Annotated in this window: 24 protein-coding genes; 11 read left to right on the plus strand and 13 right to left on the minus strand. The window is 74.1% G+C overall.

Features of this window, described 5'->3' with window-relative positions:
* The first annotated feature begins 17 nt into the window (after positions 1-17).
* The 4 genes from ACGFZ2_RS11090 (at position 18) to ACGFZ2_RS11105 (ending at position 4,520) form a co-directional block, all read left to right on the plus strand.
* Entirely contained in the window at positions 18-1,100 is a 1,083-nt protein-coding gene (locus ACGFZ2_RS11090) for an NYN domain-containing protein (RefSeq protein WP_393452314.1), read from the plus strand.
* A gap of 129 nt (positions 1,101-1,229) precedes the next feature.
* Positions 1,230-2,582: an extracellular solute-binding protein gene (locus ACGFZ2_RS11095; RefSeq protein WP_393452316.1), complete on the plus strand. Its 1,353-nt coding sequence runs from the start codon at positions 1,230-1,232 to the stop codon at positions 2,580-2,582.
* An 8-nt stretch (positions 2,583-2,590) separates the two neighbouring features.
* A complete protein-coding gene (locus tag ACGFZ2_RS11100; RefSeq protein WP_393452319.1) occupies positions 2,591-3,541 on the plus strand; it encodes a carbohydrate ABC transporter permease in 951 nt (316 codons plus the stop codon).
* Positions 3,542-3,599: 58 nt separating this feature from the next.
* Positions 3,600-4,520, plus strand: a complete 921-nt coding sequence (locus ACGFZ2_RS11105) for a carbohydrate ABC transporter permease (RefSeq protein ID WP_393452322.1) — start codon at positions 3,600-3,602, stop codon at positions 4,518-4,520.
* 102 nt (positions 4,521-4,622) lie between these two features.
* Here ACGFZ2_RS11105 and ACGFZ2_RS11110 read toward each other — a convergent pair whose 3' ends face one another.
* Together ACGFZ2_RS11110 and ACGFZ2_RS11115 are read right to left on the minus strand one after the other, a co-directional pair.
* On the minus strand, positions 4,623-5,474 hold the full coding sequence (locus ACGFZ2_RS11110; protein WP_393452324.1) for a S1 family peptidase: 852 nt from the start codon (positions 5,472-5,474) through the stop codon (positions 4,623-4,625).
* 212 nt (positions 5,475-5,686) lie between these two features.
* Complete coding sequence (locus ACGFZ2_RS11115; RefSeq protein ID WP_393452327.1) at positions 5,687-6,583, minus strand: LysR substrate-binding domain-containing protein; 897 nt, start codon at positions 6,581-6,583, stop codon at positions 5,687-5,689.
* A gap of 102 nt (positions 6,584-6,685) precedes the next feature.
* Here ACGFZ2_RS11115 and ACGFZ2_RS11120 point away from each other — a divergent pair, with 102 nt between their 5' ends.
* Positions 6,686-7,615, plus strand: a complete 930-nt coding sequence (locus ACGFZ2_RS11120; protein ID WP_393452330.1) for a DMT family transporter — start codon at positions 6,686-6,688, stop codon at positions 7,613-7,615.
* A gap of 101 nt (positions 7,616-7,716) precedes the next feature.
* On the opposite strand, the gene ACGFZ2_RS11125 is transcribed toward ACGFZ2_RS11120, so the two are convergent.
* The 5 genes from ACGFZ2_RS11125 to ACGFZ2_RS11145 form a co-directional block, all read right to left on the minus strand.
* A complete protein-coding gene (locus tag ACGFZ2_RS11125; protein WP_393452333.1) occupies positions 7,717-8,232 on the minus strand; it encodes a 2'-5' RNA ligase family protein in 516 nt (171 codons plus the stop codon).
* A 23-nt stretch (positions 8,233-8,255) separates the two neighbouring features.
* Positions 8,256-9,302 (minus strand): NAD(P)-dependent alcohol dehydrogenase, encoded by a 1,047-nt coding sequence (locus ACGFZ2_RS11130; protein ID WP_393452336.1) that lies wholly within the window; start codon positions 9,300-9,302, stop codon positions 8,256-8,258.
* A 297-nt stretch (positions 9,303-9,599) separates the two neighbouring features.
* Positions 9,600-10,358 (minus strand): Pr6Pr family membrane protein, encoded by a 759-nt coding sequence (locus ACGFZ2_RS11135; RefSeq protein WP_393452339.1) that lies wholly within the window; start codon positions 10,356-10,358, stop codon positions 9,600-9,602.
* A 31-nt stretch (positions 10,359-10,389) separates the two neighbouring features.
* Entirely contained in the window at positions 10,390-11,226 is an 837-nt protein-coding gene (locus ACGFZ2_RS11140; RefSeq protein ID WP_393452342.1) for a hypothetical protein, read from the minus strand.
* A 98-nt stretch (positions 11,227-11,324) separates the two neighbouring features.
* Positions 11,325-11,828, minus strand: a complete 504-nt coding sequence (locus ACGFZ2_RS11145; protein ID WP_393452345.1) for a DinB family protein — start codon at positions 11,826-11,828, stop codon at positions 11,325-11,327.
* A 131-nt stretch (positions 11,829-11,959) separates the two neighbouring features.
* On the opposite strand from ACGFZ2_RS11145, the gene ACGFZ2_RS11150 reads away from it, so the two are divergent.
* Both ACGFZ2_RS11150 and ACGFZ2_RS11155 read left to right on the plus strand, forming a co-directional pair.
* Positions 11,960-12,880, plus strand: coding sequence for a DUF72 domain-containing protein (locus tag ACGFZ2_RS11150; protein ID WP_393452348.1), 921 nt, complete (start codon positions 11,960-11,962; stop codon positions 12,878-12,880).
* A gap of 83 nt (positions 12,881-12,963) precedes the next feature.
* Positions 12,964-13,494, plus strand: a complete 531-nt coding sequence (locus ACGFZ2_RS11155; protein ID WP_393452351.1) for a DinB family protein — start codon at positions 12,964-12,966, stop codon at positions 13,492-13,494.
* A 59-nt stretch (positions 13,495-13,553) separates the two neighbouring features.
* Here the strand turns inward: ACGFZ2_RS11155 and ACGFZ2_RS11160 are convergent, their stop codons facing one another.
* Both ACGFZ2_RS11160 and ACGFZ2_RS11165 read right to left on the minus strand, forming a co-directional pair.
* Positions 13,554-13,919 carry a hypothetical protein gene (locus ACGFZ2_RS11160; RefSeq protein WP_363704184.1) on the minus strand — a complete coding sequence of 122 codons (366 nt, stop codon included), beginning with the start codon at positions 13,917-13,919 and terminating at the stop codon, positions 13,554-13,556.
* Between the two features lie 180 nt (positions 13,920-14,099).
* Positions 14,100-14,726: a hypothetical protein gene (locus ACGFZ2_RS11165; protein WP_393267678.1), complete on the minus strand. Its 627-nt coding sequence runs from the start codon at positions 14,724-14,726 to the stop codon at positions 14,100-14,102.
* A 268-nt stretch (positions 14,727-14,994) separates the two neighbouring features.
* Between ACGFZ2_RS11165 and ACGFZ2_RS11170 the strand changes: the two genes are divergently transcribed.
* On the plus strand, positions 14,995-15,165 hold the full coding sequence (locus tag ACGFZ2_RS11170; protein WP_350706584.1) for a hypothetical protein: 171 nt from the start codon (positions 14,995-14,997) through the stop codon (positions 15,163-15,165).
* Between the two features lie 107 nt (positions 15,166-15,272).
* On the opposite strand, the gene ACGFZ2_RS11175 is transcribed toward ACGFZ2_RS11170, so the two are convergent.
* From ACGFZ2_RS11175 to ACGFZ2_RS11185, 3 genes are all read right to left on the minus strand, one after another.
* Positions 15,273-16,136 (minus strand): alpha/beta fold hydrolase, encoded by an 864-nt coding sequence (locus tag ACGFZ2_RS11175; protein WP_393267674.1) that lies wholly within the window; start codon positions 16,134-16,136, stop codon positions 15,273-15,275.
* A gap of 90 nt (positions 16,137-16,226) precedes the next feature.
* Positions 16,227-17,438 carry a glycosyltransferase gene (locus ACGFZ2_RS11180; protein WP_393452354.1) on the minus strand — a complete coding sequence of 404 codons (1,212 nt, stop codon included), beginning with the start codon at positions 17,436-17,438 and terminating at the stop codon, positions 16,227-16,229.
* A 222-nt stretch (positions 17,439-17,660) separates the two neighbouring features.
* Positions 17,661-18,917, minus strand: coding sequence for a globin domain-containing protein (locus ACGFZ2_RS11185; RefSeq protein ID WP_393267669.1), 1,257 nt, complete (start codon positions 18,915-18,917; stop codon positions 17,661-17,663).
* Positions 18,918-19,042: 125 nt separating this feature from the next.
* Between ACGFZ2_RS11185 and ACGFZ2_RS11190 the strand changes: the two genes are divergently transcribed.
* Positions 19,043-19,486, plus strand: coding sequence for an RrF2 family transcriptional regulator (locus tag ACGFZ2_RS11190; protein ID WP_393267666.1), 444 nt, complete (start codon positions 19,043-19,045; stop codon positions 19,484-19,486).
* A gap of 67 nt (positions 19,487-19,553) precedes the next feature.
* Here ACGFZ2_RS11190 and ACGFZ2_RS11195 read toward each other — a convergent pair whose 3' ends face one another.
* Positions 19,554-20,813: a hypothetical protein gene (locus tag ACGFZ2_RS11195; protein WP_393452357.1), complete on the minus strand. Its 1,260-nt coding sequence runs from the start codon at positions 20,811-20,813 to the stop codon at positions 19,554-19,556.
* Positions 20,814-21,179: 366 nt separating this feature from the next.
* On the opposite strand from ACGFZ2_RS11195, the gene ACGFZ2_RS11200 reads away from it, so the two are divergent.
* Together ACGFZ2_RS11200 and ACGFZ2_RS11205 are read left to right on the plus strand one after the other, a co-directional pair.
* On the plus strand, positions 21,180-23,264 hold the full coding sequence (locus tag ACGFZ2_RS11200) for a hypothetical protein (RefSeq protein WP_393452360.1): 2,085 nt from the start codon (positions 21,180-21,182) through the stop codon (positions 23,262-23,264).
* A gap of 210 nt (positions 23,265-23,474) precedes the next feature.
* A complete protein-coding gene (locus ACGFZ2_RS11205; RefSeq protein ID WP_393452363.1) occupies positions 23,475-25,532 on the plus strand; it encodes a type IIA DNA topoisomerase subunit B in 2,058 nt (685 codons plus the stop codon).
* Positions 25,533-25,561 lie beyond the last annotated feature (29 nt).

Here is a 25,561-nt window from a genome sequence, read left to right on the forward strand (position 1 = left end):
GGCGTAGGGTGGTCCGCGTGGATCAAGAGGACCGCATCGCCCTGTTCCTCGACTACGAGAACCTCGCGCTGGGGGCGCGCGACCACCTCGGCGGCGCGGCCTTCGACCTGCGCCCCATCGCCGACGCCCTCGCCGAGCGCGGCCGGGTGGTGGTGCGCCGGGCGTACGCCGACTGGTCGTACTTCGACGAGGACCGCCGGATGCTCACCCGGTCCCACGTCGAACTCATCGAGATACCCCAGCGCATGGGTGCCTCCCGCAAGAACGCCGCCGACATCAAGATGGCCGTCGACGCGGTGGAGCTGGCCTTCGAGCGCGGCTACATCTCGACGTTCGTGATCTGCACCGGCGACAGCGACTTCACGCCCCTCGTGCACAAGCTGCGCGAGCTGAACAAGCGCGTCATCGGGGTCGGCGTGGAGAAGTCGACCTCGGCGCTGCTGCCGCCCGCGTGCGACGAGTTCCTCTACTACGACCGTCTGGAGGGCGTCGACGTTCCCCCGGCGCGGGGCCGGCGCGCCCGCCCGGCGCGGCTGCCCGGCCCGGAGGCGCAGCAGGCCGAGCCGGAGCGGGAGCCCGAGCCGCAGCCGGTAAGCGAGGAGGCCGCCCGCGACGTCGACACGCTCGCCGTGCTGGTGGCGCAGACCGTGGCCGGCCTGCAGGGCAGCTCCAGCGGCGAGGTGACCGCCTCGACGCTGAAGCGGACCCTGCTCAGGAAGGACCCGACGTTCAGCGAGTCCGACTACGGCTTCCGCACCTTCGGCGAGCTGCTGCGACACCTCGCCCAGCACAACGTCGTCGAGCTGGGGGAGGGCCCCGCCAAGGGCGACCCCGAGGTGTCCCTGCCCGAGCACGGCGACCGGGAGGTGGCGTTCGGGCTGCTCCGCTCGGTGGTGTCCGACCTGGCCGGCGACGAGGGGGCGGTGGCGCTGTCCGGCCTGAAGAACCAGCTCCGCCGGGCGCGGCCCGACTTCAGCGAGAAGAAGCTCGGCTACCGCAGCTTCCTCCAGTTCTGCAAGGCGGCAGCCACCAGCGGCATCGTCGACCTGCGGTGGAGCCAGGAGGCCGACGACTACCTGCTCACCCCGCAGTCCTCCTGACCACACCGGCGGCTGGCGCCGGCCCTCCCCCGGACGCCAGTTCCTCCGGTGACGTTTGAAGATCCCGAGGATCGGAGAAGGTGCGCTGGCGCGGGCACTGCCGCCCGCCGGCTCTCGGGAGGAACTGTCATGACACGGATGGTGCGGGCGGCTGCGCTCGTCGGGGTGTTCGCCCTGGCGCTCAGCGGCTGCGGAGGCGTCGGCGGTGGCGACGGGGGCGATGGCGGCGGCACGGCCACCAAGGGTGCCCTGAGCACGATGGGCTTCGGCCTGTCCGACGAGATCGCCAAGACGCGCGTGGACGCGTTCACGCGCGACCACCCGGACGTCGACCTGAAGATCACCGAGGGAGCCTTCGACGAGCAGCAGTTCCTCTCCGCGGTCGCCTCCGGCAACCCGCCGGACCTGGTCTACATGGACCGCAAGCTGATCGGCACCTACGCCGAGCGCGGCTCCATCCAGTCGCTGACGGACTGCGTCGAGAAGCAGGACATCGACATGGGGCAGTACCGGCCCGCCGCCAGGGAACAGGTCACCCTCGACGGCACCGTCTACGGCATCCCTGAGTTCTCCATGGTCCGGGTGGTCTACCTCAACGAGGCGCTGCTGCGGCAGGCGGGCCTGACCGCCGACGACGTCGATCTCGCGAACTGGGCGGGGCTGTCGGCGCTCAACGCCAAGCTGGCCACCGTCTCCGGGGGCCGGCTCTCCCGCATCGGCCTCGACCCGAAGATCCCCGAGTTCCTGCCCATGTGGGCCAAGGCCAACGGGGCCGACCTGCTCTCCGCCGACGGGACGAAGGCGAACCTCGACGACCCCAGGGTGGTCGAGGCGCTCAACACCGGCGTCAGGCTGATCCAGGACCAGGGTGGCTGGGGGAAGTTCAAGTCCTTCCGGGACACCTTCGACTTCTTCGGCGCGCAGAACCCCCTGGCCAAGAACCAGATCGTCGCGTGGCCGATGGAGGAGTGGTTCCTCAACCAGGCCGCCAAGAACAGCCCGAAGGCCGAGCTGGTGGTCAAGCCCTTCGTCGATCGGCAGGGCAAGCCCGTCACCCTGTCCTCCGGGCAGGCCTGGGTGATCCCCAAGGGAGCCAGGAACCCGGACGCGGCGTGCGCCTTCGCCAAGACGGTGACCGCCACCGACACCTGGGTCGCCGCGGCCAAGGCCCGCGCCGACGCGCGCAAGGCCGCGGGCCAGCCGTTCACCGGCGTCTACACGGGCAACGTCGCCGCCGACAAGCGGATCTTCGACGAGCTGTACCAGCCCACCGGCAACAAGCGGTTCGACGACGCGGTGGCCACCATCCGCTCGGTGCAGGACAGCGCGTTCGCCATGCCCGCCTCGCCCGCCGGCGCCGAGTTCGACAAGGCCTGGACGGACGCCGTCAACCGGGTGCTCTCCGGCCAGGCGCAGCCGGCGCAGGCGCTGGCCCGCGCCCAGCAGGAGGCGACCGCCGCGCTGGACAAGGCGTCGAAGTAGGCCCGGGGATGGCCACCACCACCGTCCCCGCCCCCGCCGGCCGGCGGCGTCGTACGCCGCTGGCCCGGCGGGAGGCGCGTTGGGCGTACGTCTTCCTGGCGCCCTGGATCGTCGGGTTCCTGGTCTTCAACGCCGGGCCGATGATCGCCAGCGCCTGGCTCAGCCTCACCGAGTACGACGTGATCAACGCGCCCCGGTACACCGGCCTGGACAACTACCGGGAGCTGATGGCCGACCCGATGGTGGCCCGCAGCCTGGGCAACACCGTCTACTACACGGCCCTGCACGTGCCGCTGGTGATGGCCATCTCGCTGGGGCTGGCGCTGCTGCTCAAGCGGGTGGGACGGTTGCAGGGCTTCTTCCGTACCGTCTTCTACCTGCCGGTGATGACCCCGGCGGTGGCGGTCGGCATCCTGTTCCTGCTCCTGCTCAACACCCAGGACGGCCTGATCAACCGCGGCCTCGCCCTGCTCGGGATCGAGGGTCCGAGCTGGACCACCGACCCCGACTGGGTGATGCCCGGCATCGTCCTGATGAGCCTGTGGAGCCTCGGCTCCACCGTGATCATCTACCTGGCCGCCCTGCAGAACGTGCCGCGCGACCTGTACGAGGCGGCGAGCATCGACGGCGCCGGCGGCTGGGCCCGGTTCCGGCACGTGACGCTGCCGATGATCTCCGGTGCGCTCTTCTTCACCCTGGTCGTCAACACCATCGCGTCCCTGCAGATGTTCACCGAGGTCTACACCATGTACTTCGGCAACCGGCAGACGCAGGGCTCGTTCAACAGCGACGCCGCGTCGTTCTACGTCATCCACCTGTTCCAGGAGGCGTTCCAGTTCCTGCACATGGGCTTCGCCTCCGCGATGGCCTGGCTGCTCTTCGTGATCATCCTGATCATCACGCTGGTGCAGGTGAAGCTGAGCAACCGCTTCGTGTACTACGAGGGAGACCGGCCGTGACGGGGCACCGGGGGCGGCGCGGTATGGCCCGCGCGCGCCGGACCGAGGGAGGCCGGTCGTGACGGCCGCGATCGAGCGGACGGCCGCCGCCCCCGTGGCCGCCGCCGTGCCGTCGGCCGTCGAGCGCCGGCCGGCGGCCGAGGACGCCGGGCGGCCGGTCTGGCAGCGGGTGCTGCTCGTGCTCGCGCTCGTCGGCGCCGCCGTGCTGTTCACGGCGCCGTTCGTCTGGCTGATCAGCGCCTCGCTGCGGCCCCGTGAGTACGTCTTCTCCACCGGGTTCCTGCCCACCCCGTTCGCGCCGGGGAACTACGCCGAGGCGTGGCAGGCCGTGCCGATGGTCACCTGGCTGCTCAACAGCCTGGTGGTCGGCGTCGCGGCGGCGGTCGCGGTGACGCTGTCCAGCGCGTGGGTGGCGTTCGGGTTCGCGTACTTCCGGTTCCCCGGGCGGGACATCCTGTTCGGGCTGGTGCTCGCGACGATGATGCTGCCGTTCGCGGTCACCATGATCCCGACGTACCTGATCTGGTCGGAGCTGCGGTTGACCGACACCCAGGTGCCGCTGTGGGCGGGCAACCTGTTCGGCTCGGCGTTCTACATCTTCCTGCTGCGGCAGTTCCTGCTCTCGCTGCCCCGCGAGTACTTCGAGGCGGCCCGGGTCGACGGGGCGAGCTACCCGCAGTTGTTCTGGAAGCTGGCCTTTCCGCTGATCCGTCCCGCCCTGCTGGTGGCCTTCGTCTTCGAGTTCAAGGCGAGCTGGACGGACCTGATGAAGCCGCTGATCTACCTGCGCAACGAGGAGCTGTACACCCTGCCGCGCGGGCTGAAGGTGGTGCTGGACCGCTTCGGCTACGGCGGCGAGCAGCAGTGGGAGATCGTGCTCGCGGGCAGCGTCGTCGCGACCGTGCCGATGCTGGTGCTGTTCTTCCTCGCCCAGCGCCACTTCGTCGAGGGCATCGCCACCACCGGCCGCAAGGGCTGACGCCCGGACCGGCCCGACCCGCCGTTCGGGCCGGGCCGGGCCCGTGGAGGTCGACCCGCGCCTTGGCGGCCGAACGGCCGGCGGCGGGCAAGGCCCGGTCGGTCAGGGAATCGCCAGGCCGTACGCGGCCAGGATCTCGGTGATCGGCTGGTAGTAGGTGGTGCCGCCGGTGGCGCAGTTGCCGCTGCCTCCGGAGAGGATGCCGAGGATGGTGCCGGTCGCGGCTACGTAGAGGGGCCCGCCGCTGTCGCCGGGCTCGGCGCAGATGTTGGTCCGGATCAGGCCGGTCACGGTGCCCTGGGCGTAGTTGACGGTCGCGTTGAGCCCGGTGACGCTGCCGCAGCGTACGCCCGTGGTGGCGCCGCTGCGGCAGACCGCCTGGCCGATGTAGGCGTTGCCGGCGCCGTAGACGGTGAGCAGCCCGGGGTGGGTGTAGACCGCGCTGGGGTGGGCGATCCCGCCGGTGTAGCGCACCAGACCGTAGTCGTTGCCGGGGAAGCTGGTGCCGGCCCGGGTGCCGAGGACGGTGGTCTGCGCGCTGTCGGCGTACCAGGTCGAGGCGGCGACGGTGCAGTGGCCGGCGGTGACGAGGTAGGCGGTGGTGCCGCTGCGGACGTTGGCGCCCAGCGAGCACCGTCCGCCGCCGCCGTAGACGGCCTGCCCGCCGGCGATGAGGACGCGCAGGTGGCCCGGCTCCCGGCGCAGCAGCGCCCCGGCGCGGGCGGCGGTCGCCCGGAGCGCCGCCAGATCCCGGGTCGAGACGGTGTCGTCGACGGTCAGCGTCATCCGCCCGGTGGCCGGGTCGAGTCCCCAGGCGGTGCCGGGGGTGCGGACCGCCGCGAGCGTGGCCGCGGCGCGGGCGGCGTCGGCGTGGTCGGGGGCGGCGTGGGCGGGCGCCGGCAGGCCGAGCAGCAGCGCGGCGAGCAGGAGCAGGGCGAGCGGGAGACGACGCATCCGAACCTCCGATAGATCCGTCTCTGTCGATTCCCTACAGGATCCACCCGCGGGTCTGCCACGGACAAGCCACGGGTCGCGGCGGCCTGCGGACCCGCCGGAGTCCCCGTCGGGGGCTGCTGCCGGCGAAGATCGACGCCGGCGGACGCGGCGCGTGGCGGCGGCGCCGGCCGCGGAGGTGTCAGCGGCGCGCGGCATCGGCCGCGGAGGTGTCAGCGGCGCGCGGCGGCGGCGTGCCGGAGCGCGTCGAGCAGGCCGCGCAGGGCGGGCTGGTCCAGCGCGGCCTCCCGGACGGCCGCGTGGATCGCCCGGACCGGCCGCGGGTGGCGCAGGGGGCGGACCACCACGTCGGGGTGCGGGCTGTCCAGCGCGGTGCGCGGGACCACCCCGACCCCGAGCCCGGCGGCCACGAACGCCTGCGTGGTCGGGTAGTCCTCGCTCTCGACGGCGACGGCCGGGCTGAAGCCGGCCGCGCCGCAGGCGTCCAGCACGGCCTCCCGGCACGGGCCGGCGGGCTCGCTGCCCACCCAGGGTTCGTCGGCGAGGTCGGTCAGGTCCAGCACCCGCGCGCCGGCGAGCCGGTGCTCCCGTGGCAGGACGACCAGGTAGGGGTCGTCGAGCAGATGGACGAGCCGTACGCCGTCGCGGGCCTGCCCCCGGCGGCGGACCACGATGGCCAGGTCGGCCTCGCCCCGCTCCACCTCGGGCAGCGGATCGTCGGGGTCGACCAGCCGGAGGTCGACGCGGACGTCGGGGTGCTCGCGGCGGAAGCGGGCCAACGCCGGCGGCACCAGGGCGGCTCCGGCGGTGGCGAAGTAGCGGACCGCCAGCCGCCCCGTGCGTCCGGCCCGCAACTCGGCGAGGGCGGTCTCCGCCTCGGCGAGGTGCCGGCCGATGACGGCGGCGTGCTCGGTGAGCAGCCGCCCGGCGGCCGTCGGGCGCACGCCCCGACCGGACCGCTCCAGCAGCGTCGTGCCGGCCTGCTTCTCAAGCGCGGCGATCTGCTGGCTGACGGCGGACGGCGTGTAGCCCAGGTGCGCCGCGGCGGCCGTCACCGATCCGCTGGTCACCACGGCGCGCAGGACCTGCATCCGCCGTACGTCGAGCATGTAGCAGACCTTAACAGTTCGGCAGAAACCTTCACTTGTGCTGTTGGGTTGCCCCGGGCACGGTGGACCGGGACGGCGGAGCGGGCGAGACGGGGGGCGGCGATGGGCGGCGGACCGTGGGCGTTGCTGCGGCTGGGCGTACTGGCCCTGCTGTGGGGCTCGACCTTCTTGTGGATCAAGGTGGCCCTGGAGGGGTTGTCCCCGGCCCAGGTCACCGTCGCCCGGTGCGCCCTCGGCGCCGCCGCGCTGCTGGTCGCCTGCCGTTGGGCGGGGCACCGCCTGCCGCGCGACCGGGCGACGTGGGGCCGCCTGGTGGTCGCGGCCTTCTTCTGCAACGCCCTGCCGTTCGCCCTGTTCAGCGTGGGGGAGCGGACCGTCGACTCCGGGGTGGCCGGCGTGCTGAACGCCACGACGCCCCTCTGGTCGGTGCTGCTCGGGGTCGCCCTCGGCACGGAGCGGGCGCCGCGTCCGGTCCGACTGACCGGGCTGCTGCTCGGCTTCGCCGGCGTACTGACGATCTTCGCGCCCTCAGGCCGGGCGGGGCTCGTCAGCGTGGACTCGCTCGCCATCCTCGGCGCCGCCGCGAGTTACGCGGTCGGCTTCGCCTGGATGGGCCGCGAGCTGGCCGGCCGGGGCACCCCCACCATCGCGCTGTCCGCCGCCCAGCTCGTGGCGGCCACCGGGTGGAGCGTCCTCGCCCTGCCCGCCGGCGGCCTGGTCGTGCCCCGGCCCACCCCGGCGACCGCCGTCGCCGTCGTCGTCCTCGGCGTGCTCTGCACGGCGATCACATTCCACCTCACCTTCCGGGTCGTCGCGGAGGAGGGCGCGACGAACGCCGCCGCCGTCGGATACCTGCTGCCGGTGGTGTCAGTGGCGCTGGGGGCCGTGTTCCTGGGCGAGGGCCTGACGCCGCGTACGGTCGTCGGAATGGTCGTCGTGCTCGCCGGCGTGGCGCTGACCCGGCGCGGCGCGGCGGCCAGGGACGCCCCGCCCGCCGAGAACCCGCCGCACCCCGTCGCCGCCCGGTCATGACGGCGCACCCGGCGGGCTGCGGCGCTCCGGCGAGGGTCTGGGGCGGGGTGGCGCACCGGCGGGCTCGACGCGGCGCGCCGGCGGTCAGCCGGTCCGAGCTGCTACGGCAGCGGGACCGAGATGCTCCGGGCGTGGTCGGTGAGGGCCGCGCCGACCACGGTCGCCTCCAGCGGCAGCACCTCCAGGCAGCGGCGCACGGCGGCGGCCATCAGCGCGTTCGGCACCCGCATCGACAGCGTGCAGTGCGGCACCCAGCGCCCCGGCTGGTAGTGCTCGACCAGCCCGATGCCGGCCTCGGCCAGCCGGCCGTGCACCTCGGCGTGGTGCGCGAGCAGCTCGGCGGTGGGGGTCGGGCCCAGCCAGAGCACCCGCCCGACGAACTGACCGGCGTGCTGGAAGCTCAGCCGCAGCGGCGCGGCCACCACCGTGCCGCGCAGCGCCGCCGCGACCCGTTCCGGGTCGAAGCGGGGCGCGACGGCGAGCGAGACGTGCGGTCGGTGGCGCTGCTCCAGCAGCGACCGCATGCTCTGCACGCCCTCGGCCTCCAGCGCGTCCCAGAGCACCCGGATTCGCCGGGTGGCGTCGGTGTCCAGGTAGAGCTCCAGCGCCGCGACCACATGATCACTTTAGGACGTGGTGGTCACGGCACGACGACGGCCCGGCCCTCCAGCGTGCCGTCGGCCATCTTCCGGTACGCGAGGACCGCCTCGTCGAGCCGGAAGGTGCTGGCCTTCGGCTTCACCAGGCCCCGGGCGCCCAGTTCCAGCACCTCGATGAGCTCCGGCCGGCTGCCCCAGTACGTGGTCTGGATGCTCACCTCGTACGGCACGCCGAAGTAGCTCACCGGCAGGATGCCCCCGCCGATGCCGACGATGGTGAGGTCGCCGACGGTGCGGGCGGCGGCGGCACCGAGCGCGAGGGTGGGGTTGGCCCCGACGAAGTCCAGCACCACGTCGGCGCCCCGGCCACCGGTGGCCCGGCGGATCTCCTGGGCGGTGCCCTCGCCGGAGAGCATCGTCAGGTCCGCGCCGCACTCCTCGCCGAGCTTCAGCGCCTCCTCGCGGGTGTCCACCGCGATCACCCGGGCCGCGGTGGTGGCCTTGAGGATCTGCACGCCGACGTGGCCGAGCCCACCGACGCCGACCACCACGGCGGTGCTGGTCGGGCCGAGCTTCGCCCACGAACGGCGGATCGCGTGGTACGGGGTGAGGCCCGCGTCGGTCAGCGGCGCCGCCAGCACCGGATCGAGCCCCTCGGGCAGCGGCACCACCTGCCGGGCCTGCGGCACCAGCATGTACTCGGCCATGCCGCCGTCCAGGCCGAGCCCGCCGCCACCGCCGGGCACCGGCGCCTCGGCGATGTTCTCGCAGTACGGGTCGATGCCCACCCGGCAGCGCGCACAGGTGCCGCAGCCCCACGGGCCGTAGACGGCCACCGGCTGGCCCACCGTCAGCCCGGTGACCCCGTCGCCGAGGGCGTGCACCCAGCCGGCGTTCTCGTGGCCGAGGGTGAACGGCGGGTTCCACGGCACGGCGCCGGCCTCGAAGTCGTGCATGAGGTGGAGGTCGGAGTGGCACGCGCCGGCGGCCCCGATCTTCACCACCACCTGCCCGGGGCCCGGGGTCGGCTCGTCGACCTCGACCAACTCGGGTTCCGACTTCCAGTTCGGCAACCGCAGCGCGCGCATGAATGTCTCCTGTCCTCCGGTTTCCGGCTCTGCCCGCCGCCTGCCCGCTCAGCGCCCGGTCAAACGATCCGCCTTCCGGTGGCCGCAGCGCTGCGCCACGTCGAGCGGCGCGGTGCTGGCCGCCTCCCGCGTCTCACCCCGTCCGGGTGAGTCGGGCTCACCCCCGCCGGTGTCCTGCTCCGAACCGTCGGCTGCCCACACCGACAGGTGCGGCCCGATGCCGAGCCCGCACCGCTGGCCTTGGGCACTGGTCGAAGACGGCGTACAGCTCTGCGACGGTCGCCGGGAGCGCGGTCGTCACGGCACGGCCGGCGCGTCGGGCCGGCCGCCCGGGGTGGCGCCCGACACCGGGGCGGAATCGACGGCCGCCGACCGCTGCGCCGGGGCGGCCGTCCCGGACGAGGGCGCGGCGGGGGCGGCCGGTGGTCCGGCCCGGCGGGCCAGGCCCCGGTCGACGCCCACGAAGAGCAGGCCGAGCAGCCAGAACGCGACGGCGAAGAAGACCGCGCTGACGCCCACCCCGTCGTAGCCCAGCTCCCCGGCGTCGAGGAACGGGTACGGGTACCGCTCGACCACCAGCCCACGGACCAGCGCGAAACCGAGGTAGCCCAGCGGGAACGCCAGCCACCACGCCGCATACCGCGGGCGGAGCCGGCCCCGCCGGTCGAACAGCGCCCAGTCCGCCACCGCGAGCAGCGGCACGACGGTGTGCAGGAACTGGTTGCCCAGCGCCTCGCCGAACGCGCGGTCGGGCTGCGGCATCGCGAACGGGCTGGCGGGGTTGGCGAGCACCAGGTGGTAGACCACGCCGGTGATGGTGATGTAGAGGGTGACCGCGCCCTTGAGCGGCGACGGCGGCTCGGGACGGTCCCGCCAGGCCAGCCAGGCGGCGTATCCGGCGAGGAGACCGACGGCGACGTTGCTCTGGATGGTGAAGTACGGCAGCAGGCCGGTGACGGTGGCGGGACCCAGCGCGGTGAGCACGATCCCGGCCAGCACGCTGATCACGATCACCACGCGGAAGAGCATCGCCACGCGTCGACGCCGCAGACTCATCGGGGCAAGCTATCAGCCGGGCCGATCTGGGTCAGCGCCCGTCGTCGCTGCGCGATGTGGGGCGACCGTGGTCGGGCGAGACCTGGATGTTGCCGGGCGAAGGCTGGACGTTGCCGGGCGAGATCTGGATGTTGCCGGGCGAGATCTGAACGTTGCCGGGCGCCGAGGGTCGGCCGGCCGGGACGGAGGGTGATGTCGTGGGTCGTCCGGACGGCTGGGGGGTCGGGGTGCCGTCGGGCCGGTCGACCGGTGTGCCCGATGCCCCGGGGACCGCCGACTCGCCGGGCAGCAGGCGGTCGCAGTAGCCGGCCACCTTGCCGCGGCCGCCGGCCGCGCGGACGAGGTCGTCGAAGGCCGGCTTGTCCAGGGCGCGGCCCGGGCCGTCGCCGTCCGTCCGGTAGGCCCGGCACAGCGCTGCCACGGACGCGCTCGGGTCGGGCCGGCCCTGCGTCGTGGTGGGCGGCGCGGACGGCCGGCCGGGACCCGCGGTGGGGGAGACGGCCGGAGGCGGCGCGGGTGTGGCGGTGGTGGGGGCGGGGCCACGCAGCGGTCCGGGCAAGGTGCCCCCGGTCGCGGCGAAGGCCACCCCGCCGGTGACGGCGAGAGCGACACCGGCCAGCGCGGCGCGAACGCCGAAGCCGGCGAGGGCGCGGCCCCGACTCCGCTCGTGACTGCCGACGGGGGTGCCGGCCCGCGCCAGCCGGTACGCCCGTACCGCGGCGTCCTCCCCGGCGAGCTCAGCCGCGCGGGGTGCGGCACGGACCGCCGTCAGGAGCGACGCGACAGGTTGCGGAGCGTCCCGCGGGTCGACGACCGGACCGCCGAGCAGTCGCTCGACGGTCTCCTGGTCCATCCGGTGTGCTTTCATCTCGTGTCCCTCAGCGCCGCCAGATGCCGGGACGTCACACGGAATGGAGTGTGACGTCCGACAACCACCGGGCCGGGAAGCGGGCCGCGCGGGGGGCGTCAGCCCATGGTCTTGGCGCCGTCGATGGCCTCGCGGAGGATGTCGGCGTGCCCCGCGTGCTGGGCGGTCTCGGCGATCAGGTGCAGCAGGACGCGGCGGACCGTCCAGCTCGCGCCGGGCTCGAACCAGGGGGCCTGCGGCAGCGGGTGGACGGCGTCGAGGTCGTGCGTGGCGACCAGCTCGTCCGTCGCGGCGGCCACCCGGTCGTAGTCGGCGAGCAGCCCGGCGAGGGTCTCGCCGTCGAGCATGCGGAACTGGGCGGCCCAGTCGAGGGGCTCACTGTTCATCGCCTCGGCGCCGCCGACGGCGAACCGCATCCACCGGTGCTCGACCTGCGTCACGTGCTTGATCAGGCCGCCCGGGCACAGCTCGCTGACCGTGCTGCGGGTCGCGGCCTGCTCGTCGGTGAGCCCCGCGACGGTCTGTCGGAGGAAGCCGCGGTGCAGGCGCAGCGTCTCCACCAGGTCGGCCCGCTCACCGGTCAGCTGCTCTGTCGTGGTCATCCCGCCACCCCTCTTCACGGACGTCCGAACGGGCTCAGGATAGGGCCGGCCACCGACAGAAACCGCGTCCTGGCGTGCCGGCTTTCCGCCACCGGTTGCCGATTCGTCCGATCCGCGATCCACTGAACCACATGGGTGTCATCAAGGTGGGCACGTCGTCCTGGGCGGACCAGATGCTGCTGCGCTCGGGGTGGTACCCGCGTGCGGCGAACACCCCGGCCGGCCGGCTCGGCTTCTACGCCGGGCGCTTTCCCCTGGTCGAGGTCGACACCTCCTACTACGCCGTGCCCGTGCCCGAGACGACGCAGGGGTGGGTCGACGCCACGCCGGAGGGGTTCACCTTCGACGTCAAGGCCTTCAGCCTCTTCACGGGCCACCCGACCCCGGTGGCGGCGCTGCCCCGCGACCTGCGCCCGGCCGGCGGTCCGAGCCGGATCCGGCGCCGGGACCTGCCGGCGACCGCGTACGACGAGCTGTGGGACCGGTTCCGGGCGGCGCTCGACCCGATCGCGGCGGCCGACCGGCTCGGCGCGGTCCTGCTCCAGTTCCCGCCGTGGCTGGCCCGCGGCGCCGCCGCCGAGCGCCGCATCGCCGAGCTGGCCGAGCGCTGCCGGCCGTGGCGGGTCGCCGTCGAGCTGCGCCACGGGTCCTGGTTCGACGGCACGGCGGCGCTGGACACGCTCGGTTTCCTGCGGGAGCGCGACCTGTCGTTCGTCTGCGTGGACATGCCGCAGGGGCACCCCTCGTCGGTGCCGCCCATCCTGTTCGCCACGGCGGAGCTGGCGGTCGTCCGCTTCCACGGGCACAGCAGCGCCTGGGGGACGGGGGACAAGCAGGAGAAGTTCCGCTACGCGTACGGCGACGAGGAACTGCGCCGCTGGTCGGAGCTGCTGACCGAGCTGGCCGGGCAGGCCGGCGAGCTGCACGTGCTGTTCAACAACTGCTGCGGCGACCAGGCCCAGCGCGACGCGGACCGGCTGGCCGAACTGCTGGGCGTCGAACCGGTGGGGCGGGTCCGCCCGGCGCGGGCGGGGGCGGCGTCGCCCTCCTGACGGCGGGCGTGCGACCCGGGTCGGCCGGCCCCGCGGGGCTAATTGCGTCGACCGGGCCGCGCGGGCTCCGGCATGATCGCCGGGTGACGGCACCCTCTCGCGCGCTCTTGCGCTGGCAGTTCGACCTGACGTGGTCGCTGTTCGAATACCACCTCGAGCGCATCGAGCCGGCGGACTTCCTCTGGGAGCCGGCCGGGCTCTGCTGGACGGTGCGTCGCGGCCCCGACGGCGGCTGGACGCCCGACTGGGCCGACACCGAACCCGACCCGGTACCGGTCCCGACGATCGGCTGGCTGACCTGGCACATCGGCTGGTGGTGGACGGTCACCACGGACCACCTCCGGGGGCAGCCGCCACGACAGCGCGCCGACGTGGAGTGGCCGGGCGCGGGCGAGCCGACGGTCGCGTGGCTGCGCGGCCTGCGTACCGAGTGGCTCGGTGTCCTCGACCGCCTCACCGACGCCGACCTCGACCGCACGGCATCGCTCCCCTGGCAGGACGACACCGAGCACACGGTGATGCACATGCTCGGCTGGGTCAACGCCGAGTTGATGAAGAACGTCGCCGAGATCGGTCAGCTCCGGCTGCTGCGCGCGGCGGGACCCGGGGCCTGACCGGGCCGCGCCCCGAGGCCGGGGACGGCCGGGACGTACCGCGCCGCCGCCCACGTCGCTCAGGAGCGCCGGCCCCGGGTCCGTAGCGCGTCCTCCGTCCGCTCCTCGACGTCGGCGGCGTCGGGGAAGGTCCGCCGGGACGGCGCCGGGTCCGGGGGCGCGCCGGGTCCGGCCGGCAGCGTACGGGTCGGCTCGGTCGGCCCGAATCCGTGCCGGCCCCCCTTCCCGGCCGGCCCCGCCGGCTCGCCGGCGCGGCGGTCCCCGCGCCGGCCCTCCGGCACGGCGGTCTCCTCACTGCCCTCGTCCATCGGGTCGTGCTCGCCGGTGCCCCAGGGCGGTTCCGCGTCGAAGCCGTCCCTGGTCACCCACGGGGTGATCGACTCCGGTGTGCGCCTGCCCCCGCTGCGTCCGTCTCCTGCCGCCATGGTCACCTCGCTGGTCGGGTCCGCCGCTACCGGCCCCGATTGCCCGTCCCGGGGCCGGTCATGCCTGCGCGGGCGCCCCGGCGCGGTCGTGCCGGGCGGACCCGCCGCGCCCGACTCCGGACGCGGAGCGGCGCCCCGCCGCCGAGGAGTCGGCGGGACGCCGGTGGGCACGTCGCCCGGTCAGCGACCGGACATCGCCATCCGCCTCTTCTTGGCCGCCGCGCCCATCGCCATCACCGCGCCCATCCCCTTCGGCAGCCCGCCCGCGCGGCCGAGCATCCCCCGGAACACCTCGCCGGGCTTCTGCTGCTCGCCCATGTACGCGGTCACCACGATGAGCGCCCCCGTCAGCGCGGGCACCGCCCACTGGAGCATCCGCATCTTCCGCTGGCAGGACGCCACGTTCGACGGGGTCTGCGAATTGGGTTCGGTGACCCCCTCGACCGACGGGCCGCCGGCCTTCTCCAGCTTCATGCCGAGCATCCGGCTGTAGCCGGTCACCGCCAGCGCGCCGACCGTCAGCGCGGTCTTCAGCGTGCTGACCCGGGCGACACCCGACTGCGCCGCCACCCGGGGGCTCTCCGTCACCAGTTCGCCGACGGCGCCCGCGAGGTGGGCCCCGATGGCGGCGGCGTTCACCGGCGTCCACCGGGCCCAGCCGGCCGAGGCCATCGGCAACCGCTGGGTCGAGTCGTTCATCTGTGCCGCCGCGCCGTTGACGCCGAACGCTCCCATCAGGGAGCCCCCGAACCAGGCCGCCAGGCCCAGATCGTGCATCGAGCGCAGTGCGGTGTGCCGTTCGGACATCTGATCCCCTTCCACCGTGTTGGGCGCTGCGGCATACCCGCCGCCCGGTCGGCTATGCCCGTCCGTCACCTGCCGATAGGGCGCGGTCACGCGGATTCCGGGGAAGACCGGGAACCGGTGGCGTGGCCGCGCCGCGCCGCGGCGCGGACCCGTCCGGGCGGCGGCGGGTACGGGCGGTCGCACCGGCGACGGGGCGCGGCCGGGAGGAGTCGGCGGGGCCGGTGCGGGTAGATCGCGGGACGGACGATCCGAGCGAGAGGGGAAGAGGATGTCGCAGCCCGACGAGAGCCGGGAGAAGACCGCCTCCACCGACGCGGTGCTGATGCACCCGGGCAACGATCCGCGCAAGACGACGTCCCAGGTGCCGCCGCCGCCCGAGCGCGGCGAGACCCGTGTCGAGCGGGACGGCGAGATGGTGCCCGTCGAGACCGACGAGTGACCGGGCTCCGGGCGGCGGGCACACGGCACGCCGCCCGGGGAGGCGTGCGGGCGTGACGTCGGCGGGACCGACCCGACCGTGGCGCGCAACGGTCGGCCGAGGACGCCTCAGCGGGCCGGCAGGTCCGTGGCGAAGCGGGCCACCCGGGCCGCCAGCGGCGCGGCGGCGCGTACCCAGGTGAAGTGGTCCATCCGGGCGCCGGCCTGCGCCGCGGTGTAACGCTCGCGCACGACGGGCGCCGCGGCCAGCTTCGCGCAGAGGTGGTCGAGCGTCTCGTGCGGCGTGTACTGGTCGTCGTCGACGCTGACCGCGAGCACGGGGCTGCGCAGCTCCCGGACGGCCGCCTCGGCGTCCACCCCACCCAGGCGCGGGAAGCGGCCGGTCCGCGCGGTGTGCGCCCAGTCCCGGATCACCCCGCGCGCCTGCCGGCCGCCGAAGCCCCAGCCGGGCCAGACGCCGAGCAGCCGGGCCGTCGCCGCGATCCCCTGGGTGTACGGCAGGACGCCGTACCCGCGCAGTCCCGGGTAGCTGCGCCACCAGGGCATGCCGACGGCGACCAGGGCCAGCCCGTCGACGTCGTGGGCGCCGTGCACGGCGAGGTGCAGCAGCGCGGTCTGCCCGCCGAGGGAGTGCCCGAGCAGCACCGTCTTCCGCCCGTCCCGCCGGGCCTTGAGCGCCGCCAGCACGGCGCCCACGTCGGCGGCGAGTTCCGCGTAGCCGTAGCGACAGGCGCGGCTCGGCGCGGGCGTGCTCTCCCCGGTGCCCCGCAGGTCGGCCACCGCCACGGCGAGGCCGGCGGCGCGCAGCTCGGCGGCGAACGGCCGGTAGTAGCGGGCGCGCACCCCCATCGCGGGTGAGACCAGCACCAGCGGCGCGTCGGCGACGCCGTCCGGCTCGGGGTAGACCTGCAGCCCGATCCGGGCCCCGTCGACCTCGACGAACTCCTGCCGGTATTCCCCCGTCGCGTTCATCGCCCCAGGCTACGGCCCGAGGCTACCGGCGGGTAACCGAGGGGTGGTGGGGATCACCCGCGTCGCCGGCGCCCGCCGTGCCGTCGGCTGTCAGGCCAGGGCCGGGGCGGTCCGGCCGACCGTGCTGACCGAGGCGTAGACCGCGCTCAACTGCTCGGCGCAGCGCTTCCACGAGTACCGGCTGCGGACCCGGTCCAGCGCCGCCGTGGCGTACGCGAAGCGGCGGACCTTGTCGGCGAGCAGCCGGCGGATCGCGGTGCCCAACGCCCGGGGGTCCCGGGGCGGCACGAGGTCGCCGGTGAGGCCGTGGACGACCGTGTCGGCGATGCCGCCGACATTCGACCCGACGACGGGCACGCCGCAGGCCATGCCCTCGAGCGGGGCCAGCCCGACCGGCTCGTACCAGGGGGCGGCCACCAGGAGGTCCGCCGAGCGGTACCAGGCGGCCAACTCCGTGCGGGGCACCGCGCCGACCAGCTTCACCCGGTCGGCCACCCCGCAGGCCTCGGCGAGCGCCCGGAGCCGGCGGGCGAAGCCGTCCGCGGGGAGCGACCGCGCCGGCGGGCTGCCGACCACCACGCACTCCGCGTCGGGGACGGCCGGCAGGGCCCGGATGACGTCCTGGAAGCCCTTGCGTTCCACCAACCGGCCGACGGTGACGATCCGCCGGCGGGTCGGGTCGCGCGGGGCGACGGGCCCGTCGGGACGGAAGAGCTCCTGGTCGACCCCGCAGGGGACCAGCACCATCCGGGACCGGGGCACGCCGAGGCGGACCAGCTCGCCGATCTCGTCCTGGCACTGCACGACGACCCGGTCGGCGGCCCGGCCCAGGGCCCGCTCGTAGCCGATCCGGCCTGGTGGACTGGTGTCCCGGGCGCCCTGCTGCCGCCGTGCGACGGTGCCGAGCGAGTGGTACGTCAGCACCACCGGGACCCCGGTGCGCCGGCCGGCGTGCAGGGTGGCCAGGCCGCTCATCCAGTGATGGGCGTGCGCCACGTCCGGCGTCCAGTCGCCGTCGCGCCACTGACCGGCCAGCCAGCGCCCGAACTCACCCAGGTGCGGCATCAGCTCACTGCCGGGCAACCGCAGCGCCGGCCCGGCCGGCACGTGGCACACCTGGTAGCCGTCCGGAGTGGACACGGTGTCGGGTTGGGCGGCGGACTCCCGGCGGGTGTAGACGCGGACGTCGTGCCCCTCGCGCACCAGCGCGGCGGCCTGCTCCGCCACCCGCGTGTGCCGCCCGCCGGCCTCCCCGAGGACGGCGAGCGGGCTGGCGTGCTCCGAGATCATCGCGATGCGCATGTCTTCCTCCATCGGCCGGCCCGGTCGTCCGGGAACGGGTCGCGCCGCGGACGGTGTCGCCCCGCGAGCCCGTCGCACCCGCATGCGGAGTCCCCTACCCCCGGCCCTGTCGCCTAACCGCCGGCCCGCCGAGTTCTCGGCGGGCCGCCCGGCCGGCGGCGGGGACCCGGCCGGTGGTGGGGTGAGCAGCCCCACCACCGGTGGCCGGTCGGTCGCGGAGGGTCAGTTCCGGTCGTCGCGGAGCATGCCCGGGCCGAACACCTCGTAGGCGATCCGCTCCGCCGGCACCCCCCGCCGCAGCAGGCCACCCCGGACGGTGTTCATGAACGGCAGCGGCCCGCAGAGGTGCACGTGGGCGTCGGGGGAGAGCGGGATCAACGCGGGGTCGACCCGGCCGCCGGCCACCTCGGCGGCCAGCCCGGCCAGCTCGGCGTCGGTGACGTCCTCGTACCACAGGGCGGTGCGCAGGTTGGGCAGCGCGGCGTGCAGGCGTGGCAGTTCGCCGCGGAACGCGTGCGCCGCGCCGGCCCGGTCGGCGTGCACCAGCACCACCGGGCGGTGCGGCTCGGTGGCCGCCAGGTGCTCCAGGGCGGACATCGCCGGGGTCAGCCCGATGCCGGCGCTGACCAGCAGCAGCGGGCCCTCCCCGGCCACCGCGCTGACCTCGCCGAAGGGCGGGCTGAGCCGGAGGGTGTCGCCCTCGGCCACGTGCTCGTGCAGGAAGGTGGAGACCATGCCGTCGGGGCCGGCGTCGGTGCCGCGTACCCGCTTGACGGTGATCCGCCAGTGGTCGGCCCCCGGCCGGCCGGAGAGGCTGTACTGGCGGATCTGCTGCCCGCGGCCCTCGTCCAGGTCGACGGCGACCGAGGCGTACTGGCCCGGGACGAAGGTGGGCACCGGGCCGCCGTCGGCCGGGACCAGGGTGAACGAGACGACGTCCACCGCCTCGGTGACCCGACCGGTGACCCGCCAGTTCCGCCAGACCGACGCGCCCTCGGCGAGCCCCGCCCCGACGTAGAGGCGGGCCTCCCGGGCGATCAGCTCGCAGGCCAGCAGCCAGTACACCTCGTCCCAGGCCGCCGCGACCTCCGGGGTGACCGCGTCGCCGAGCACCTCGCCGACGGCGGCGAGCAGGTGCCGGCCGACGATCGTGTACTGGCCGGGGGTGATGCCGAGAGAGGCGTGCTTGTGCGCGATCCGGTCCAGGATCGGGCCCCACGGCGCGTTGCTGCCGCCGGTCAGGTGTTCCGCGTACGCGACCACGGAGGCCGCGAGCGCGGCCTTCTGCGCCCCGGTTGCCTGGTTGCCGCGGTTGAAGATGTCGAGCAGCTCCGGGTGGGCGTCGAACATCCGCTGGTAGAACCGGCCGGTGATCGCCTCGCCGTGCGCCTGTACGGCGGGCAGGGTCGCCGTCACCACTGCTGTTGAGGACTCCGAGAGCACGACTTGTCTCCTTATGCGCTGAACCGCTCGGGCCATGCCAGCAAAACAGGCATTCGAGATACCTCTTTAGGGCCGAAGGTCCCGGGTCGGGGGTCGGGTGGATCACAGATCGCGTCCGTCGGCCCGTGGTGGGGCGCGTCGGCGCTGGCTAGGGTCGGGACGTGAAGCTCAACCGGTCCACCGACATGGCGCTGCGGATCGCCATGCTCACCGCTGCGAACCCACGGCGGATGACCGTGGACGAGCTGGCTGACCAACTGGCGCTGCCCCGCAACCACGTGGCGAAGGTGGTGCAGCGGTTGCAGCGGCTCGGCGTGCTGGTCACGATCCGGGGCCGCTCCGGCGGGGTCGCCTTCGCCGAGGGCGGCCACGAGACCACGGTCGGGCGGGTGGTCCGGGCGTTCGAGGGCGACGACGAGGTGGTGTCCTGCGACGAGCCGGCCTGCTCGCTGCGCGCGGCCTGCCGGCTCCGGGACGAGCTGCGTCGGGCCCGTGATGCCTTCCTCGCCGTGCTGGACGGGGTGACCCTCGGCGGCCTCGTCGACGGGCCGACCGGTCCGGTGCTGCTCGCCCTCGGCCTGCCCCGCGCCCGCCCCGGGGCGTGACTGATCCGGGCGTGGACGCGGCGGAACCCCGCGCCGGGCGGCACGGGGTTCCGGGACGCGGTCGCGGTCAGGACACGGTGACGGAGCCGTCTGCGGCGCGGACGCAGGCCACGGAGCGGGCGCCGGTGGCGGCGGCGCCGGTCAGGCACTGCCCGAGCACCTGGTGGCCGGCGGCGTTCGGGTGCCAGGACTCCTGGCAGGTCTGGAAGTAGCTCACGCAGGTGTTCGCGATCCGCTGGATGGCGATCTTGTCCTTGCCGGCGAGGCTGGTGACGAAGACGCCGTTCGGCGGGCTGTCCTGGAGCCGGATCGGGGTGGCCAGCGCCCCGGTCGGGCTGGCCCCCGACTCGCAGAGCCGGGCGCCGTCGAAGGCCCGCTGCACGTTGAGGTGGACCAGGTCCGCGCCGGGGAACTCGGCGGCCAGGGCGTCGCGGGTGGACCGCACCAGGGTGCCCAGGCCCTGCGAGAAGCGGTGCCCCGGCGGCAGGCTGGCCCGGTGGATCGGGCAGCCGGCCGCGTACCGCTCGGCACCCAGCGCGCGGAACTTGTCCCGGGTGTCGTCCCGGCTGTCCTCGCTGTGGAAACTCGGCTCCAGGTCGAACGGCAGCGGGTTGGTGTAGTCCTGGAAGACGATCCGGTGCTGGCCGTCGGCGTCGATCTCGCGCAGCGTGGTGAGCAGTTGGCGTACGGCCGAGGTGGTCTCCGCGGTCGCGGCGCTCCACTGGGCGGCGGTGGCCAGGTCGGCGTCCGTGCAGGGCTCCTGCTCGACCGGCCCGCCCAGGTAGGCCCAGAACTCCCACCAGCCGGTCCAGGCGTCGGCGATGAACCGGTTGGCGCACTTCTCGGCGACGTCGCCGAAGGTGAACGAGCTGTTGTTCGAGCCGAGGCCGAGCAGCACCAGGTCGATGTCGTGGGTCTGGCCGACCGCGCGGAGCTGGTCGAGCTGGGCGGCCACCTGCCGGCCGCCGGCTCGGGCCGACGAGGCGGTGGCGATGTCGTGCGGCTGCCCGCCGGAACACGCGAGGTTGAACCGGTCCTGGATGCCCGGCAGGCTCGCCCGGTGCAGCGAGGCGTTCGCCGAACGGTGGCAGAAGAACGCGTTGCTGTTGGGCGCGGTCCAACCCGGGAAGCCCTGGGCGACCCCGGTGACGTCGACGACGGGGGTGTACGCGCCGGCGCCCTCGCCGCTGATGAAGCTGTCGCCGAGGGCGACCGCGGCGGTGGGTGGCGCCGCCGCGGCCGGAGCGGGCAGCCCGACGGCGGTCGACAGTGCGGCGGCGGCGACGGCGAGCGCCGCCGCGAGAGTCGTACGACGGAACCTGGACATGACGTCCTCCATCTGTACATCGAAATGTGAAAGATCCTCTCGGTCGCGATCCCATCACCTCGGCACGACGGACGTCAATGGCTCGGCGCGGAATGGTCCGTTGCGGGACGCGCCCGCCCTGGTGCACCGGTCCGTTTCCACCTGGCGGCGACCCCTCCCCGGCGTCGACCACACCGCATCGCGGCGGCCACCGGGTGCCATGACGGAACGTCGATCATCCGGCGGTACGGCGGCTGTCCTGAGGGCCTATGTCCCGCTTGTACTCACAGGATGTGACGGCTATGGACACCGGTCGAAGTGCGTCTCTACAGTTCCGGCGTCCGGCTTTCTACTTCCACGGGGGTTGCGGTGGCCGTCGGCCGCTCGATGCACGCTGTCCAGGTCCAGAAACGATCCGTACGCCGCCTGATGGCCGGCGGGCTCGCGGCGGCGCTCGGCGCCACCGTGCTGGCCCCGCCCGTGTCGGCCGCGCCGCCGGCCGCCGCCGGTACGGGCACCACCGAGGCCGCGCGGGCCGCCGCGGCGGCCGAGCGGACCGGCCAGCGGGTGGAGGTCCTCTCCGCCCGCACCGAGTTGACCCAGGTCTTCGCCAAGCCCTCCGGCGGCTTCGTCGCCGAGACCGCCGCCGTCCCGCAGCGGGTCCGCCAGGGCGACGGGTCCTGGGCCGACGTCGACCTGACCCTGCGCCCCGACGGCGCGGGCGGGTTCCGCCCGGCGGTCTCCCCGGCCGACGTGCGGTTCTCGGCCGGCGGTCGCGGCCCGGCCACCACGCTGACCAGCGGTGGGAAGTCCCTGACCCTCGCCTGGCCGGGGGAGTTGCCCGCGCCGGTGGTCAGCGGGGACGCCGCCACCTATCCCGAGGTGCTGCCCGGGGTGGACCTGGTGCTCCGGGCCACCCACACCGGCTTCACCCATGTGCTCACGGTGAAGACCCCGCAGGCGGCCGCGAACCCGGCCCTGCGGGAGATCCGCTTCGACCTCGGCGGCGACGTGCGGGTCCGGCGCGACGCCGACGGCTCGCTGCGGGCGCTCGCCGGGACGGCCGAGGTGGCACGCAGCGCGCCGGCCGAGATGTGGGACTCGACCGCGACCTCCGTCACCGGCCGGTCGGCCGCGGGGAAGTCCTCCGCCGCAGGCCCCGGCGCGGGGGCCCGGACGGCCCCGGTCGCCACCGCGATCGACGCCGCCGGCGACCTGGTGCTGCGCCCCACGCCGGGCCTGCTCGACCCGGCGCGGGCCAGCTTCCCGGTCTACATCGACCCGGCCTGGTCCTCAGGCGCGTCCCGCTGGGCGTACGCCACCAGCGACAACTTCACCAACAGCGACACCACCCGGGCCATCGTCGGGTTCCTCCCCGACAGCAACCGCACCTACCGCTCGTATTTCGAGTTTCCGACCAGCAGCCTGGTCGGCAAGCACATCCAGTCGGCATACGTGCGGATGAAGCTGGACCACTCCTGGAGCTGCTTCGCCACGCCGACCTACATGTACCAGTCGGCGCCCATCGCGACCACCCCGCGCACCGCTTGGGCGCCAACGCTGACCACGCTCAGGGCCAGCGCCAGCGCCAGCGCGTGCGCCAGCGTCACCAGTCCGCAGCCTGACGCCATCATGAACTTCGCCGGGAGCAACGTCACGGCGGCCATCCGGACCCAGGCCGCCACCGGCGCTACCTCGATCACGTTCGGCTTCTGCGCGTGCAGCGACTCGGCCGGCACCGGCGAGGGCGACCAGAACCGGTACAAGAAGTTCTACCCGGACGAGGCCCGCCTGGTGGTCGACTACGACTCGCTGCCCGGCCAGCCGACCGGCCTCCAGGTCGGCGGGCAGGCCTGCGTCACCGGCGACCGGGTCGCCCTCGCGACCCCGCCGACCCTGTCGGCCGTCTTCCCCGACGCGGACGCCGGCCAGATCCTGCAGACCGCGTACGAGCTGCTGGAGATCCCGGCCTCGGGCAGCTACGACAGCAGCACGCCACGGCTGACCCCGCCGGCCGGCTCGGCGGTGACCGCCGGCGCCCGCTCCACCACGGCGCCCGTGACCGGCGTCCTCGGCGGCAAGGCGTACGCGTGGCGTGCCCGCAGCACCGACCCCGCGCCGTACGGCCTGCTCAGCCCCTGGTCGGCGTGGTGCGAGTTCACCGTCGACGACCAGCCCCCGACGGTGACCGTCGACCCGGTCACCAACCCCGCCCCGCCCGGCCAGTTCTACACCTACAAGCTCCGCTCGCCCGACCCCGACGTGGTGATGTTCCGTTACGGCTGGACCAGCCCGCCCACCGAGGAGGCGGAGGCCGGCACCACTCTCGGCTACCCTGGGAAGACCGTCTCCGTGACGCTGACCACCCCGGCGTACGGCACGAACACCCTGTACGTGGCGGCCGTGGACAGTGCCGGGAACGTCGGGTACGGCTCCCTTGTTGTGCAGGTGGACCCGCCCGCGGCCGGCTGACCCGCGAACCGGTCACGGCGCCGCCGGGCGCCGGATCCGGACAGACCACGCGACGACGCCGCCGAGGCCCGCACCACACGACGTGGTGCGGGCCTCGCTGCGGGGCGCCGTCGTCCTGTCGCATCTCCCGGTTAGGCTCGCTGCGGCGCGCCGGCCGACCGCCGATGTCGGACGCGGCACCACACCGCCGAGACCTGGGAGTACGACCAGTTGACCGCAGAGCCTGAGACCCTGTACGGGGCCGACGACCTCACGCACCTCGAGGGGCTGGACGCCGTCCGCAAGCGGCCCGGCATGTACATCGGCTCCACCGACAGCCGTGGCGTGGGTCACCTCGTCAACGAGATCCTCGACAACTCCACCGACGAGGGCGTCGCCGGCCACGCCTCGAAGGTCGAGGTGACGCTGCACGCCGACGGCTCTGTCCAGGTCGACGACGACGGGCGGGGCATCCCCACCGACGTGCACGCCAAGTCCGGCATCTCCGGCGTCGAGCTGGTGCTGACCCGGCTGCACGCCGGCGGCAAGTTCGGCGGCTCCGGCTACAAGACCTCCGGCGGCCTGCACGGCGTGGGCGCCTCGGCGGTCAACGCCCTGTCCCGCCGGTTCGACGTCACGGTCCGCCGGGGCGGCAAGATCCACGCGATGTCGTTCCGGCACGGCGTGCCGGGGATCTTCGACGGCGACGGCCCCGAGGCGGCCTTCACCCCGGGCCCCGGGCTCCAGATCGTCGGCGCGATGAAGCGCGGCCAGCGCAGCGGCACCTCGATCCGCTGGTGGCACGACGCGCGCTACTTCGAGACCGGCGCCGCGTTGGACGCGGACGCCGTCCGGATGAAGCTGCGCAACACGGCCTTCCTGGTCCCCGGCGTGAGCTACACGCTGCGCGACCACACCGGCGAGGAGCCGACCGAGGAGCGCTTCCACTACCCCAACGGCCTGACCGACATGGTGGAGTTCCTCGCCCCGGCCGGCGACCGGCCGGTCTCCGGCACGCTGCTGGTCACCGGCGAGGGCACCTACCGGGAGAACGCCGCCGACGCCAACGGGGTCATGCAGTCCAACGTGCAGCGGCGGGCCGAGGTCGAGGTGGCCTTCCGCTGGGGCACCGGCTACGAGCGCACCGTCGAGTGCTTCACCAACACCATCCGCAACGCCCACGGCGGCACCCACCGCAAGGGCTTCGAGCGGGCCCTGGCGCGCACCCTCGCCGACGCGGTCCGCAACACCCGTGGCCTGCTGAAGGCCAAGGAGGACCCGCCCACCCTGGACGACGTCCTGGAGGGCATGACGGCGGTCGTCCACGTCCGGATCCCGGAGCCGCAGTTCACCTCGCAGACCAAGGACGAGCTCTCCACCGCCGGCATCACCAAGGTGCTGCAGTCGCTGGTCGAGCAGCACCTGAAGTCCTGGCTGGAGGACCGGAGGACCAAGGCCGAGGCGCGTACGGTCCTGCAGAAGATCGTCGATGCGGCCCGGGTGCGGCTGACCCAGAAGCAGCAGAAGGACGCCGCCCGGCGCAAGACCGCCCTGGAGGGCGCGTCGATGCCGGCCAAGCTGGTCGACTGCCGCGCGGCGGGCATCGAGCGCAGCGAGCTGTTCATCGTGGAGGGCGACAGCGCCCTCGGGACAGGCCGGCTTGCTCGATCTGCCGAATACCAGGCGCTTCTTCCGATCCGAGGCAAGATCCTCAACGTGCAGAAGGCCAACCTCCAGCAGGTGCTCGACAACGCCGAGTGCGCCGCCATCGTGCAGGTGCTCGGCGCCGGCTCGGGCCGCACCTTCGACCTGTCGGCCCTGCGGTACGGCCGGGTGCTGATCATGGCGGACGCCGACGTGGACGGCGCGCACATCCGCACCCTGCTGATCACGCTCTTCGCCCGCTACATGCGGCCGCTGATCGAGGCCGGCCGGCTCTACGCGGCCATGCCGCCCCTGCACAAGATCACCACGAAGGGGCGCAACCCGCAGACGATCTACACCTACACCCAGGCCGAGATGGAGGCGACCGTCCGCAAGCTGGAGAAGGCCGGCAAGCAGATCGTCACCCCGATCCCGCGCTTCAAGGGTCTCGGCGAGATGGACGCCGACGAGCTGTGGGAGACCACGATGAACCCGGCCACCCGGGCGGTCCGCCGGATCACCCTCGACGACGTCGACGCCGCCGAGCGGATCCTCGAGCTGCTGATGGGGGAGAAGGTCGAGCCGCGCCGCAACTGGCTGATCGACTCCGCCGACCGGGTCGACCGCGAGGCGATCGACGCATGACCAGGCCCGCCACCACCCGTCCGGAAGAG

The sequence above is a fragment of the Micromonospora sp. NPDC048063 genome, assembly GCF_043202855.1.
Taxonomy (GTDB): domain Bacteria; phylum Actinomycetota; class Actinomycetes; order Mycobacteriales; family Micromonosporaceae; genus Micromonospora.

Bases quoted from the DNA above. Each gene is read 5' to 3' on its own strand.
- ACGFZ2_RS11195 (WP_393452357.1), bottom strand. From the start codon at position 20,813: ATGTCCAGGTTCCGTCGTACGACTCTCGCGGCGGCGCTCGCCGTCGCC.
- ACGFZ2_RS11170 (WP_350706584.1), top strand. From the start codon at position 14,995: ATGTCGCAGCCCGACGAGAGCCGGGAGAAGACCGCCTCCACCGACGCG.
- ACGFZ2_RS11110 (WP_393452324.1), bottom strand. From the start codon at position 5,474: ATGCGTCGTCTCCCGCTCGCCCTGCTCCTGCTCGCCGCGCTGCTGCTC.
- ACGFZ2_RS11100 (WP_393452319.1), top strand. From the start codon at position 2,591: ATGGCCACCACCACCGTCCCCGCCCCCGCCGGCCGGCGGCGTCGTACG.
- ACGFZ2_RS11120 (WP_393452330.1), top strand. From the start codon at position 6,686: ATGGGCGGCGGACCGTGGGCGTTGCTGCGGCTGGGCGTACTGGCCCTG.
- ACGFZ2_RS11165 (WP_393267678.1), bottom strand. From the start codon at position 14,726: ATGTCCGAACGGCACACCGCACTGCGCTCGATGCACGATCTGGGCCTG.
- ACGFZ2_RS11160 (WP_363704184.1), bottom strand. From the start codon at position 13,919: ATGGCGGCAGGAGACGGACGCAGCGGGGGCAGGCGCACACCGGAGTCG.
- ACGFZ2_RS11180 (WP_393452354.1), bottom strand. From the start codon at position 17,438: ATGCGCATCGCGATGATCTCGGAGCACGCCAGCCCGCTCGCCGTCCTC.
- ACGFZ2_RS11200 (WP_393452360.1), top strand. From the start codon at position 21,180: ATGCACGCTGTCCAGGTCCAGAAACGATCCGTACGCCGCCTGATGGCC.
- ACGFZ2_RS11135 (WP_393452339.1), bottom strand. From the start codon at position 10,358: ATGAGTCTGCGGCGTCGACGCGTGGCGATGCTCTTCCGCGTGGTGATC.
- ACGFZ2_RS11130 (WP_393452336.1), bottom strand. From the start codon at position 9,302: ATGCGCGCGCTGCGGTTGCCGAACTGGAAGTCGGAACCCGAGTTGGTC.
- ACGFZ2_RS11115 (WP_393452327.1), bottom strand. From the start codon at position 6,583: ATGCTCGACGTACGGCGGATGCAGGTCCTGCGCGCCGTGGTGACCAGC.
- ACGFZ2_RS11145 (WP_393452345.1), bottom strand. From the start codon at position 11,828: ATGACCACGACAGAGCAGCTGACCGGTGAGCGGGCCGACCTGGTGGAG.
- ACGFZ2_RS11185 (WP_393267669.1), bottom strand. From the start codon at position 18,917: ATGGCCCGAGCGGTTCAGCGCATAAGGAGACAAGTCGTGCTCTCGGAG.
- ACGFZ2_RS11175 (WP_393267674.1), bottom strand. From the start codon at position 16,136: ATGAACGCGACGGGGGAATACCGGCAGGAGTTCGTCGAGGTCGACGGG.
- ACGFZ2_RS11095 (WP_393452316.1), top strand. From the start codon at position 1,230: ATGACACGGATGGTGCGGGCGGCTGCGCTCGTCGGGGTGTTCGCCCTG.
- ACGFZ2_RS11140 (WP_393452342.1), bottom strand. From the start codon at position 11,226: ATGAAAGCACACCGGATGGACCAGGAGACCGTCGAGCGACTGCTCGGC.
- ACGFZ2_RS11150 (WP_393452348.1), top strand. From the start codon at position 11,960: ATGGGTGTCATCAAGGTGGGCACGTCGTCCTGGGCGGACCAGATGCTG.